At 68.2% G+C, this 12,360-nt stretch carries 13 protein-coding genes; 5 read left to right on the forward strand and 8 right to left on the reverse strand.

All coding sequences use genetic code 11. The features are described 5' to 3' along the window. The first annotated feature begins 151 nt into the window (after positions 1-151). Genes ispH through rnhA form a run of 3 tightly spaced genes read left to right on the forward strand, consistent with a single transcriptional unit; the run spans position 152 to position 2,535 of the window. Entirely contained in the window at positions 152-1,114 is a 963-nt protein-coding gene (gene ispH / locus KHU32_RS02290) for a 4-hydroxy-3-methylbut-2-enyl diphosphate reductase (RefSeq protein WP_213668415.1), read from the forward strand. Positions 1,115-1,118: 4 nt separating this feature from the next. Next, on the forward strand, positions 1,119-2,096 hold the full coding sequence (locus tag KHU32_RS02295) for a homoserine kinase (RefSeq protein WP_213668416.1): 978 nt from the start codon (positions 1,119-1,121) through the stop codon (positions 2,094-2,096). After that, a complete protein-coding gene (rnhA, locus tag KHU32_RS02300) occupies positions 2,089-2,535 on the forward strand; it encodes a ribonuclease HI (RefSeq protein WP_213668417.1) in 447 nt (148 codons plus the stop codon). The genes KHU32_RS02295 and rnhA overlap by 8 nt, the downstream gene beginning before the upstream one ends. A gap of 102 nt (positions 2,536-2,637) precedes the next feature. Here rnhA and KHU32_RS02305 read toward each other — a convergent pair whose 3' ends face one another. From KHU32_RS02305 to KHU32_RS02320, 4 genes are all read right to left on the reverse strand, one after another. Next, positions 2,638-3,105, reverse strand: coding sequence for a DUF411 domain-containing protein (locus KHU32_RS02305; protein ID WP_213668418.1), 468 nt, complete (start codon positions 3,103-3,105; stop codon positions 2,638-2,640). A gap of 98 nt (positions 3,106-3,203) precedes the next feature. Continuing rightward, the gene (locus KHU32_RS02310; RefSeq protein ID WP_213668419.1) at positions 3,204-4,358 is read right to left on the reverse strand and encodes an acyltransferase family protein; all 1,155 of its coding nucleotides are present in this window, start codon (positions 4,356-4,358) and stop codon (positions 3,204-3,206) included. A gap of 32 nt (positions 4,359-4,390) precedes the next feature. Beyond that, positions 4,391-5,242: a class A beta-lactamase gene (gene bla / locus KHU32_RS02315; RefSeq protein ID WP_213668420.1), complete on the reverse strand. Its 852-nt coding sequence runs from the start codon at positions 5,240-5,242 to the stop codon at positions 4,391-4,393. Between the two features lie 137 nt (positions 5,243-5,379). Beyond that, positions 5,380-6,624, reverse strand: coding sequence for an MFS transporter (locus KHU32_RS02320; protein ID WP_213668421.1), 1,245 nt, complete (start codon positions 6,622-6,624; stop codon positions 5,380-5,382). 100 nt (positions 6,625-6,724) lie between these two features. Between KHU32_RS02320 and KHU32_RS02325 the strand changes: the two genes are divergently transcribed. Together KHU32_RS02325 and KHU32_RS02330 are read left to right on the forward strand one after the other, a co-directional pair. After that, on the forward strand, positions 6,725-7,570 hold the full coding sequence (locus KHU32_RS02325; RefSeq protein WP_213668422.1) for a LysR family transcriptional regulator: 846 nt from the start codon (positions 6,725-6,727) through the stop codon (positions 7,568-7,570). A gap of 150 nt (positions 7,571-7,720) precedes the next feature. Beyond that, positions 7,721-9,286: an EAL domain-containing protein gene (locus tag KHU32_RS02330; protein ID WP_213668423.1), complete on the forward strand. Its 1,566-nt coding sequence runs from the start codon at positions 7,721-7,723 to the stop codon at positions 9,284-9,286. 39 nt (positions 9,287-9,325) lie between these two features. Here KHU32_RS02330 and KHU32_RS02335 read toward each other — a convergent pair whose 3' ends face one another. The 4 genes from KHU32_RS02335 to KHU32_RS02350 form a co-directional block, all read right to left on the reverse strand. Continuing rightward, a complete protein-coding gene (locus KHU32_RS02335) occupies positions 9,326-9,616 on the reverse strand; it encodes a hypothetical protein (protein ID WP_213668424.1) in 291 nt (96 codons plus the stop codon). Positions 9,617-9,756: 140 nt separating this feature from the next. After that, positions 9,757-10,062 (reverse strand): hypothetical protein, encoded by a 306-nt coding sequence (locus KHU32_RS02340; protein ID WP_213668425.1) that lies wholly within the window; start codon positions 10,060-10,062, stop codon positions 9,757-9,759. A gap of 82 nt (positions 10,063-10,144) precedes the next feature. Then, a complete protein-coding gene (locus tag KHU32_RS02345; protein ID WP_213668426.1) occupies positions 10,145-11,050 on the reverse strand; it encodes an NADP-dependent oxidoreductase in 906 nt (301 codons plus the stop codon). Further along, a complete protein-coding gene (locus KHU32_RS02350) occupies positions 11,047-12,282 on the reverse strand; it encodes a TCR/Tet family MFS transporter (RefSeq protein WP_213668427.1) in 1,236 nt (411 codons plus the stop codon). Before KHU32_RS02350 ends, KHU32_RS02345 begins: the two co-directional genes overlap by 4 nt. Between the last annotated feature and the right edge of the window lie 78 nt (positions 12,283-12,360).

The following is a 12,360-nucleotide window of genomic DNA, read 5'->3' on the forward strand; positions in this document are numbered from 1 at the left end:
GCTGGCACCCGGTTACCGCCATCGCCGCCAGGACCAGCGGCGGAACAAAAGCCAGACGCATGCTCACCCCTCCATCTGCGCTCCGTCTGGCACCGATCGGCCCAAAGGGATAGTCTGGGGCCCGATACCTCGCGCTGGGATTTTGCACCGCATGGCCGAAAAGCCCCTTCTTCATGTGTTTCTCGCTGGACCGCGCGGCTTCTGCGCCGGCGTGGACCGGGCCATCAAGATCGTCGAGGAGGCGCTGAAGCGCTACGGCGCTCCGGTCTATGTGCGCCACGAGATCGTCCACAACCGCTTCGTCGTCGAGGCGCTGGAGCGGCAGGGCGCCGTCTTCGTCGAGGAGCTCGACGAGATCCCGAATGACGGCCAGCCCGTGGTCTTCTCGGCGCATGGCGTGCCGAAATCGATCCCGGCCGAGGCCGAGCGGCGCGAGATGTTCTTCCTCGATGCCACCTGCCCGCTGGTCAGCAAGGTCCATCGCGAGGCGGAGCACCACTTCAGCCGCGACCGGCACCTGATCCTCATCGGCCATGCCCGCCACCCGGAGGTGATCGGCACCATGGGCCAGCTGCCCCCCGGCGCCGTCACGCTGGTCGAGGACGAGGAGCAGGCGCGCACGGTCGAGCCGCCTTCCGACCGGCCGCTCGCCTTCATCACGCAGACCACGCTGTCGGTCGACGACACGGCGGGGATCGTGAACATCCTGCAGAGCCGCTTCCCCCAGATCGCCGCCCCGGCGAAGGAGGACATCTGCTACGCGACCACCAACCGCCAGGCCGCGGTGAAGGAGATCGCGCCCAAGGTCGAGATGATGATCGTGGTGGGCGCGCCGAACTCCTCCAACTCGGTGCGGCTGGTCGAGGTTGCGGGCCGGGCCAGCACGGCCAAGGCGGTGATGGTGCAGCGGGGCCGCGACCTCGACCTCGCGACGGTGGAAGGCGTCAGCCGCATCGGCATCACCGCCGGCGCCAGCGCGCCGGAGGTCCTCGTCGAGGAGGTGCTGGCACGGCTGCGCGAGCGCTACACCCTCGAGATCGAGGAGATCGTGGTGGCGGAGGAGAAGGTCATCTTCAAGCTGCCCGCCGCCCTGGCCGCGTCAGCATCGGCCTGATCCCTTGGCCGTCTATACCGAGGTTTCGGACGAGGCGCTGTGCGCGTTCCTCGCGGACTACCCCCTGGGCGAGCTGCGGGCCTTCCGCGGCATCGCCGAGGGCGTGGAGAATTCCAACTACGCGCTGAAGACGACGGAGGGGGACTACATCCTCACCCTCTACGAGAAGCGCGTGGACCCGACGGAGCTGCCCTGGTTCCTCGGCCTGATGCAGCACCTGGTGGCGCGCGGGCTTTCCGCGCCCATGCCGGTCGCGGGGCGCGACGGGGTGGCGCTGCGCGAGCTTGCGGGCCGCCCGGCGGCGATCTGCACCTTCCTTCCCGGCGTCTGGCCGCGGCGCGTGCGGCCGGAGCATTGCGGCCCGCTCGGCGCCGCGCTGGCCGAGCTGCACCTGGCGGGCACGGACTACACCGCGGTTCGGCCAAACGGGCTGGGCGTCGCCTCCTGGGCGCCGCTGCTGGAGCGCTGCCGCGCGGATGGCGAAAGCGTTCAGGCCGGCCTCATCGCGGAGCTCGACGCGGAGCTGGCAGGCATTCTCGCCGGCTGGCCGAAGGCGGGCACGCTGCCCTCCGGCCAGATCCATGCGGACCTGTTTCCCGACAATGTCTTCTTTCTGGAGGATGGGGGCGCGCCGCGCGTCTCGGGCCTGATCGACTTCTATTTCGCCTGCACGGATCTGCTGGCCTACGACGTCGCGGTCTGCCTGAACGCCTGGTGCTTCGAGCCGGATCGCAGCTTCAACGTGACGAAGGCGCGGTCGCTCCTGCGGGAGTATTCGGCCCGGCGTCCCCTCTCCGCGGAGGAGCGGGCGGCGCTGCCGGCGCTGTGCCGGGGCGCGGCGCTCCGCTTCCTGCTGACACGGCTCTACGACTGGGTGAACACGCCGAAAGGCGCCATGGTGACGCGGAAAGATCCTTTGGAATATCTCTACAAGCTGCGCTTCTTCGCGCAGGCGACGGGCCCGGAGTCGATCGGTGCCTGACAGCCGCGATTTCGTCGAGATCTACACGGATGGCGGCTGCAAGCCCAATCCGGGACCGGGCGGCTGGGCCGCGATCCTGCGCTTCGGCTCCATGGAGAAGGAACTCACCGGCGCCGACCGTGCGACGACCAACAACCGCATGGAGCTGACGGCCGCCTGCGAGGCTCTGGAGGCGCTCAAGCGCCCCTGCCGCGTAACCCTGCACACGGACAGCGAATACGTCCGCAACGGCATGGAGCGCTGGATCAAGGGCTGGGTGCGCAACAGCTGGCGCAACGCCGCCAAGGAGCCGGTGAAGAACCATGAGCTCTGGCAGCGGCTGCTGGCGGCCGCCAAGCCGCACGAGGTCGAGTGGCGCTGGGTGAAGGGCCATTCGGGGCACCCGATGAACGAGCGTGCGGACGTCCTGGCGACGCAGGCGCGGGAGAGCCTGGGATAGCCTTGTGAGTGAGGGCGTCGTTTTACGCCGAAGCCCCGATCACCGTGAGGTACCGCCGGACAGGCGGGAGGCCACCACGAAGAGGTGGTGGCCCCATCAAGCTCAGACCCGCTGATTCCCCCTGAAGCGCATGAAGACGCCGCGCCCGCCGCCATTGCCGAAGGCGATGACGTCATAGGTGTCGTCGGGCGTGCCAGGCACCTCCATTCCCGGGGAGCCGATCGGCATGGCCGGGACGGCGAGCCCGCGCACGCCGGCCGGGCGTGTGCTCAGCAGATGCAGGACAGCCTCTGCGGGCACGTGACCCTCCAGGGCGTAGCCGTTGACCAACCCCGCGTGGCATGAGGCCAGATCCGACGGAATGCCGAGTATCCGACGCGTAGGCGCCAGTGAGGTGACAAGGTTGTCTTCCACCTGGAAGCCGGCACCCAGCATATGCTCCTGCCACGCGGTGCAGCATCCGCAATTCGGATCCCGCCATACCCGGAGCTGCAGGGGCCCGGCAGCGATAGCCGGGGCGGTCCCCGCGGCCATGGCAGTAATCGCTGCCATGAGATGACGTCGCTTCATGTTTTATCCCTCCGTTCATGCCGCTTTCGCAGCGCCGTAGCCGAGCGGCTTCGGCCCGGCAACAGGCATCCCCTTCCGTCGTTGAGCGGCATCTCGGTTCAGGCTTCCGATCGGAGGGGCGACTTTTCCGGTCTCCGGAAAGCCTGCCGCAATCGGGCGTTCAGAGGCTCCGTGTAGAAGCGCGCGACGGTCCAGGCCGCAAGGGCGGAAAGCCCGACGAAGGCAGCCATGGCCATGCCCTTGTCGCCATAGGCCAGCGTGCCGCGAGGCCATGCGCCTCGCATGAGGCCGAGCACGATGATGTGGAACAGGTAGAGCTCGTAGCTGTGCCGTCCCATCCAGCGGATCGCAGCAAGGAATGGGTTCCGATGTGCCGGACGCCGAGGAGCCTCGCCATGGATGACCACCAGCAGCGCCGCGGTGCCGAAGGCGATCAGGGTGAAGCCGAAGGTCTCATTCCCGCGAATGCCGCGAAGATAGGTGACGGTCACGAGCAGCGCGGCCAGCAGGCGGAGCAGCAGTGCCGGCTTTCCGCCGACGCGCCACCGCTCGGCCAGGAGGGCGGCGCAGCAGCCGAAGGCGATCGCGTCGAAGCAGGCCGGGTAGGCATACAGGAAGCGGATCTCGTCCTCCGCGTGATGGCTGCGATAGAGGGGACCGATCACGATGGCCACCAGGCAGATCGCCGCCAGGGCCCAGGCTCGCCGCAAGGCGACGCAAAGCACCGGAAAGAGGAGATAGAACATCTCCTCCACCGAGAGCGACCAGTAGATGTTCATCGCGTAGTTGAAGTACCACGCATGCTGCATGAGCACGTTGTGCCAGAAGGTCAGGACGGAGAGCAGCGCGAGCGGAAAGCCGACCTCGGGCCATCCGGGCTTCGCGATGTTCATGAAGGCCGGCTGGCCAGCCAGCCCCAGCCCTAGGATGATCAGCAGGGCGAGGACCAGCCCCGGCATGATGCGGGCGAAGCGGAAGGCGTAGAAGCTCCGCAGATCGACTTTCCCGGGCTCGCCATGGCGGCGCATCGTGGTGCCCGTGATCAGGTAGCCCGAGATGACGAAGAACATCGTCACGCCGTAGTTGCCATTGCGCGCCACCGCCTGGATCGCGTCCTCGGGCAGCAGAAGCGCAAGCGGGCTGTCGACCAGGGAATAGCTCAGGTGGAAGTGCAGCAGCATCACGAGCGAGATCGCGATCCCGCGCAGCGTATCGATGGCCGGATTTCTTGTGGCGGTGACTGGCGCCGGCAATGCCGCCGGCCGCGCCAGGTGAGAAACGGGTTTCAGCGCGCCCACTCCACGATGGCCGCGCCCACCTCGCGCAAGGCCGCCTCGCGCGCATCCAGCCCCACGCCCGGCGCGTCGTAATAGGCCGCGACCAGGAGCGGCGCGCGTTCGGGCGGGCGGATGATGGCGTAGTCGTTCGTCTGGCGGCTCAGGCTGGTACCGGGCCGGTCGCCTGCCACCCAATCCGGCGGCAGGGCCGCACGCAGGCGGCGACGGCCCGGGGTGCAGGCCACCATCCAGCCTTCGAGCTTCGCCTGCGCTGCGGCACCGAGCGCCGATCCCAGCAGGATGGCGCGGATGGAGGTGACGACGGCACGAGGCGAGGTCGTGTCGAAGTCGCCGCTGGGCTCGTTGGCCTGGGGCTCATAGCGGTCCATCCGCGTCGTCTCGTCACCCAGGCCGCGCAGGAACCGGGTGAGCGCGGCAGGCCCACCGCTGGCGCGCATCAGCAGGACGGAGGCGGTGTTGTCGCTGACCTCCACCATCGCCCGGCACAGATCCTCGACGGAGAGGCCGCCTCGGCCGAGATGGGCCTTGGTGACCGGCGAGGTGAAGATGAGGTCCCGCGCCCCATAGGGGAGGAGGCGATCCGGCCGTTCCAGGCCGCCCTCGATCCGGGCCAGCACTTGCGCCGCGAGCAGCCCCTTGAAGGTGCTGCACATCAGGAACCGCTCCTCGGCGCGATGCGCGCAAACGCGCCCGGTGCCCGTGTCGAGCGCAAAGACCCCCAGACGCCCGCCGCGTCGCTGCTCGATCGCCGCCATCGCCCCGGTGCCGGCTACGGCCGCGCGTGCGTCGAACAGCCCCAGCCCGATCGGCAGGACGGGCAGTGACCGTCGGGAGATCATCGTTCAGCTTCTCCTGGGCGGGCTCCAGCGAGCCCCGAATCCTGGCCGAAGCTAACGCCAACCGGGAGGCGGCGCCCCGCCCGATCCGGGATGCCTGGGTTGCCTCCTGCCGGGTTGATCGGAGGGTGTATCGCTCTTCAGGCGATGATGCGCGGCCGCGAGCGCAGCAACGGCAACGACATCGCGACGACCGGCAGCACGAGCATCGCCCAGGCGGCCGAGTAGCCGACGTGATCCACGACGAGGCCGAAGAGCAAGGGACCCAGCGCCATCACCACCATGCAGAGCGTCGTCGCGAAGGCCACGGTCGCGGCGATCGATCCCTTTGGGGCGCATTCCGCGATCTGGAGCAGGTAGAGCGGAAACCATCCGATCCCGAAGAACCCTAGCACGACGAGGATGGCGGCAATGGCGGGCAAGGGCGTGCCGATGGGCAATGCCGCGAGAGCGACGGCCGCACCGGCGCTCAGCAGCGAGACGACGCCGAATGACTGGACCCTGCGTCCCGACAGGAAGCGGTCGCTGGCCCAGGGCAGCAGCACCCGCCCCGGGATGCCGGCAAGTTGTGCCCCCGCGAAGAGCGAGGCCGCGAGGACCATCCCCAGGCCAAGCCCTTCCGCCACGAAGCCGATGACATGCGCCGTGAAGGTGAACTGGAACGCGCACATGGCGATACCAAGCCGCAGGACCGGCCAGAAGGTGGGCTCCCGGCCCACGACACGGACAAGGGCGCGCGGCGAAAGAGGCTGATCCGCCTTCGCCGCAACCTCGCCGCCCTCCCGATAGAAGCACCAGAACAACCCGGCGCCCAACAGCGAGACACCGGCGCCCGCCCACGCCGCCGCATGCCAGCCGTGATGCACCGCCAGGAAGGGCAGCAGGCCGGCGGCGATCATCGTGCCGAAGGGCACCGCGGCCTGCCGGAACCCGGTGGCGAGGCCGCGGTGCCGGGGCGGGAACCAGCGCAGGATGGCCCGCGTGCCGCCCGGCTGCACCGCCGCGTAGGTGCCGCCCAGGAACGCCATGCAGAGGAGAAGCGCCGGAAGGCCTTCCGCGAAGGCCGCGGCGCCCGCCAGGGCCAGCGCCATGCCCAGCATCGCCAGCCCCACGACGGTTCGCTCGCCATGCCGATCGATGGCGCGGCCGAGCGCGAACATCGTCACGATCTGCGCGCCGTTCATGACGGTGACGGCGAGCGAGGCCGAGGCGAGCGAAACGCCGAAGGCCTCCCGCCAGAAGGGCACGAGGATGTAGATCCCCTGCGCCGCGACCGACCCCGCCGTCTGCGTCGCGACGGCCACGGCCAGCACCGTCCAGATATAGGGATCGGCCCGCGCGGCCGAAACCGGCGAGCGGGATGGGAGGGGATCGGCGGAAGCCATGGCGGGAGATCCGATGTTGCCGCGCTAGTGAAATCCCAGGCGAACCGGACAGAAACCATGGCCATGGATATCTCAGTGATTATCGTCTGTTATCATCGCCATGCGCCCGCTGGATCCCGATGCCGTCGAGGCTTTCGTTCTCGTCGCCGACCTTCGCTCCTTCACCCGCGCCGCGGGCGTGCTGAACACGACTCAGGCCGCCGTCTCCCTGCGTCTGCGGCGGCTGGAAGAAAGACTGGGCCAGCGCCTGCTGGAGAGAACGCCGCGGCAGGTGCGGCTCTCCGCCGCGGGAGAGCAGTTCCTGGTGCTGGCCCGTGACCTCGTCGCCGCCCAACGCCGCGCGGCCGAGGCTTTCGAGGAGGCGCCCACGCGCTTGTCCGTCGGGGTGACGCATCACCTCATGGGTCCCGATCTGCCGAAACTCCTCCGGCGCATCGGAGAGCACGATGCGGGCGTGACGCTTCATCTCCGGACGGGCAGCACCAGGGGGCTGCTGGACCTCTACGACGCGGGAGAATTGGATGCCGTCGTCGTCATGCGCTACGACGAAAGCCGCCGGGACGGCGAGGTGCTGCTGACCGAGGATTTCGGCTGGTTCTCCGCCCCCGACTTCGCCCTGCCCGCGGGCTCGCCCCTGCCGCTGGCGATTCAACCCGAACCCTGCAGCCTTCGAGCCATGGCGATCCGCTCGCTCGACGCGGCGGGGGTGCGCTGGCGGGAGGCGTTCGTCGGCATCGGCGCGGCGGCGGCGGGGGCCGCAGCGGCGGCAGGGCTGGCGGTCGCTCCCCTCGCCCGCCGGGCCGCTCCGGCCGGAACGATCGAAGTCGGACAAGGGATCGGCCTGCCGCCTTTGCCGGGGCGCGAGGCGATACTGCACTCGAAGGTCGCCGGTGCGCGGGCCGGTGCTGTTCTTCGTCGTGTCGCAGGTGCGTTCCGCTCGATGTGAGCGGTCGACGGCCTTGCGAACCGCAGGGTCCCGAACGGCATGATCGCTCACAAAGCCGCAATCCGGAAAATTTGAGTTGCGGACGATAAGGGTCTGGAATCTGTTGGCATAAGCGGGCGGAGAAGGGCTTTCCCACCGCGGGAGACGACCTTGAACCGAACGCGCGTCATTGTCCTGGCCGTCATGCTGGCCGTCATCGGGGTGATCATCCCCATGGCCGCCACCGTCTACTACTCCTGGACGCGGGCCGTCCGGAAAGAACAGGCTCTTCTGGAGGCCTATGCCCAGCGCGTGATCACCCGCGCCGGCGTGTCGATCGCCGAGGTGCGAAGCGCGCTCAGCGCCGCGGCGGAATTTACGGAGACGCCCTGCTCGGACGAGCACATCGCCCGCATGCGCGCGGCGACCTTCCGCACCCATTCGATCGAGCAGATCGGATATCACCAGGGCGGCGTGCAGAGATGCACCTCCTGGGGCGTCGATCATTCCGGATTCCGCCCGCCCCCGAGCGACTTCACGACCGAGGACGGCGTCCAGATCTGGAACCGAATCAGGCCAATGGCGAATCCCGAGGTCGAGAAACTCGCGATGATGCTGGGCTCGTACAGCGTCGTCGTCGACCCCGAGAGGGTCGTGGACATCATGGCCGATCCGGGCATCCGGCTCGCCCTGGCGACGAACACCGGTGCCGTTCTGGGCGTCCTCAACGCCCCCAACCCGACCCTGGTCGCGCGCCTGATCGCCGACCCTCACCACGGCCTCAACGAGGACTATCTCTTCGCCACCGTGCGTCAGGCCGGCTGGACCGCGGTCGCCGTGGTCTCCCGCGACCAATTGCTCCACCGCGTGCAGCGGGAGCAGCTGATCTTCCTGCCGCTCGGTGGCTTCATTTCGGCCTTCATGGTCGGCATCGTCATCTGGCTGTCGCGGCGGCGGCTTTCCCCGCTGGGCGAGCTGACGGTGGCGGTCCAGAATCGCGAGTTCATCGTCCACTACCAGCCGATCATCGAGCTCGCGACCGGCCGCTGCATCGGCGCCGAGGCCCTGGTCCGCTGGCAGCGGCCGGATGGATCGCTGGTGCGGCCGGACTTCTTCATTCCCCTGGCCGAGGAGAGCGGATTGATCCTGCCGATCACCGACCAGGTGATCGATGCCGTGGTCGCCGAGGTAGCCTCGCTGCTCGTGGCCGATCGCTCGCTGCACATCTCCATCAACCTGTCGGCGGACGACATCCTCTCGGCCCGGTTCCTTCCGATCCTCCACCGCGCCATCGAGGGAAGCGGCATCGCCATCACCCAGATCTGGCTCGAGGCGACCGAGCGCGGCTTCGTGGACGTCCAGGCGGCCCGCGAGACGATCCGGAAGGCGCGGGACCTCGGCCACACCGTCGCCATCGACGACTTCGGCACGGGGTATTCCAGCCTCTCCTACCTGCAGGGCTTTCCGTTGGATGTGCTGAAGATCGACAAGTCCTTCGTCGATACGCTCGGCCTGGATTCGGTGACGAGCTCCGTCACGCCGCACATCATCGCCATGGCGAAGGCGCTGGATCTCAAGATCATCGCGGAAGGTGTCGAGACGCAGCGGCAGCTCGACGACCTGCTGCAGCGCGACATCGAATACGGGCAGGGATGGCTGTTTTCGAAGGCCCTCAGCGCGCCGGACTTCATCGTCTATTGCCGCCTTAATCGGGACACGACCGCGCTGGAGGGATAGGCTGCCTTCGCGCCGAAATGACGGCCTCGGCCTGCGTGCTCAGTGCTTGTCGCGAGGCTCGAAGCCATGGGTATAGGGAACCGCTCCGCCATACACGCCGCGCAGAACGGGCGTCTCAACCCAGGCGATCACGGTGCCCGATGAATCGACGAGACGCGCTCGGCACGGCCGGACGCAATCCGGCGGCAGGGGCCTGTCGGCGTAATCCGCCAGCCAGCGTTCGGCCCACCTCATCCCTTCAAGCTGGGCCTCGGTCCACATGACCGGCGGAAGCCCGAGGTCGCCGGGATCACGTGCGTAAAATTCAATGGTGTAGATGCCCCTGGCCATCTCTCGCCCTCGACCGATTTTCGTTCGAGCGCGCTTGCTGCGCGCCGTTTCCGATCACACAACGTCGTGCAGATCGCACCGGTTTCGCCGCCCGCAAATCTTAACATTCGGGGGCTAAAGGCGCCGCTGGCAGGCGGGAATTACGCTTCCGCGAGGTCCCGCGCACCCACCTCCGTCAGGGCTTTCCGAAGGGCATCGCCGCCCGCCGCCGAGAGCTCGACGGAAACCTCCACGGCGCCATGCAGGGCAGCGTCGTCGCGCTCCCGCGTTCCCACCTGGGCGTCCGGCGCGTCCGAACCGGCGATCCGGGTGCCCACCGTGTTCCTGGCCCCCACGGGGTGAGCGGAAACACCTTCGCGCTTCACGCCATGCTTCTGCACGAGGTGTTCAATCGCCAGTTCCGCTTGGCGACGCGTGTCGAATCGGGCGGTCAGGGTGCGGGCCATCTCGTTCTCCATCTTCGCTGTCAGGATTCAGAACGTGGTGCAGGCGAGCAAAGTTGCCGCGGAGCGCTTCGGCGCGTCACCGTCAGGCGACAGAGATGACGAGCTTGCCGGTGACGCGGCCCCTGGCACTGACCTCCAGCGCCTCCACCGTCTGCACCAACGGAAAGCTCCGCTCTACGCGCAGCCCGAAGAGGCCTTCGACACAAAGCAGCGCCACATTCGCGAAGATCCGCTCCGGATCCTTCGGCGGCCCGTGGGAGAACTTCGCGCCGTATTGCTCCGCCGAGAAATCGGCAACGGAAAGCACGCGCGACGCCTCGCCGACGATATCGATCAGCTCTGGGATGATACCGGAGCCGGCAAGATCGAGGGCCGCGTCCACTCCCCCGGGCGCGAGCTCCCTCACCCGCGCCGCCAAGCCGGGCCCGTAGGTTGTCGGGATGGCGCCGAGGCTGCGCAGATAGTCGTGCTTCGGTGCACTCGCCGTGCCGATCACGACAATTCCGCGCAGCCGCGCAAGCTGCAGGACGGCGGAGCCGATCCCACCCGCGGCGCCACTTGCCAGCAGCGTCTGGCCGGCTGTCACGCCCACTTCGTCGAGGGCGCGCGTCGCCGTGTCGACGATCACGGGGAGGCCACCGGCGACCTCGAAGGAAAGGTCCTCCGGCTTGCGGGCCCAATGCGTGAGGACCGCAAATTCGGCCATCGTGCCTTCACCGAAGCCGAAGACCGCATTGCCGACCGAAACGCCGGAAACGCCGGCGCCGACCTCATCCACGATGCCTGAGGCCTCGACGCCGATACCCGCGGGAAAGGTGACCTCCTCGAAGTTGCGATACTGCCCGTCCCGCCGCTTCCAGTCCGAGGGATTGACCCCCGCGGCCCTGACGGCGATCCGCACCTGGCCGGAGCCGGCATGAGGCTCCTCGACCTCGACCACCTGCACGACCTCCGGCCCGCCATATCCGCTGAGCTGAACTGCCTTCATGGGTTTCTCCTTTCGGTTGTCTGCGGGGCCCGCGCCCAGGCGTGGACGCCACGCGCAAGGCAGGAAGTTGGGGTGCCCCAGAAAACCAGTGGGATCGCGATGGCGTAGACGACGACCACCGAGAGCCAGACGGCCCCGGGCCAGTCCTGCTGGGTGGCGAGATAGAGTGTCGAGAAGGCGAGCGGCCCCACGATGGAGGCCAGGCTGATCGCCGAGGCCAGGACGCCCTGGAGCTGGCCCTGCTGGGCGGGATCGGCCTGCCGCGTGGCCAGGGCCTGGAAGGCCGGCGTGCCCATCCCGCCGAGCGCGAAAATCGGCATGATGGCGAAGACCACCCAGCCCTCGCTGGCGAAGGCCATGACAGACAGCGCGAGGCAGGCGAAGCCGATCCCGGCGACCACGGCCCAGCGCTCGCCCAGCAGCCTCGTCGCGGGGCCGGGCAGGAAGGCCTGCACCATCGTCTGGCAGATGCCAAGCATACCCAATGACAGACCGATCCAGAGGCCGTTCCACTGGAAAGTGTCGAAGCCCCACAGCGCCCAGCAGGTGCCATAGGATTCCCCGGCCCCGGCCAGGAGGAAGTACACGAAGACGATCGGCAGAAGCCCCTTCCGCGAGAAGACCCAGCGCAGCGGCCGAAGCGGATTGAGCGCGGCCAGCTCGATCTTCTGGCGGGACGGCGTGCGGGATTCCGGCAGGACGAAGAAGGCCAGCAGCAGATTGCAGGCGTTCAGCACGGCGGCGGCGATGAAGGGCAGTCGCAGCCAGTGGTCACCGAGCAGCCCGCCCAGGACCGGCCCGATGATGAAGCCGATGCCGAACATGGCGCTGTTCAGACCGAAGCGGCGGGCGCGCTCCTCCTCGCGCGAGATGTCGGTGATATAGGCCGTGGCGACGGAAACATTGGCGCTGGTCAGGCCGGCAATGGCGCGGCCCAGCAGCAGCATCCAGAGCTGCGGCGCGAAGGCCATCACCAGGTAGTTGATGGACGCCCCGGCGAGCGAGATCAGCAGCACCGGCCGCCGGCCGAGATGGTCGCTCAGCGCGCCCAGGACCGGTGCAAAGACGAACTGCATGACCGCGTAGAGCGCGGTCATGATCCCGATATAGGGCGCGATGTTCGGGGTGTGCGTCACCTCCTCCAGCAACCGGGGGAGAATGGGAAAGATGAGGCCGATGCCCACCGCGTCGAGGCAGATGGCCGCATAGATGACGACGAGGGGCTTGTTCATCGAAGCGTCCGAAGGAAGGGAAGGCTGCCGGGGTCAATGCGATCGACCTCGGTATGTACCAGAGCTACAAATATACTA

The organism is Roseococcus pinisoli, assembly GCF_018413645.1.
Taxonomy (GTDB): Bacteria; Pseudomonadota; Alphaproteobacteria; order Acetobacterales; family Acetobacteraceae; genus Roseococcus; species Roseococcus pinisoli.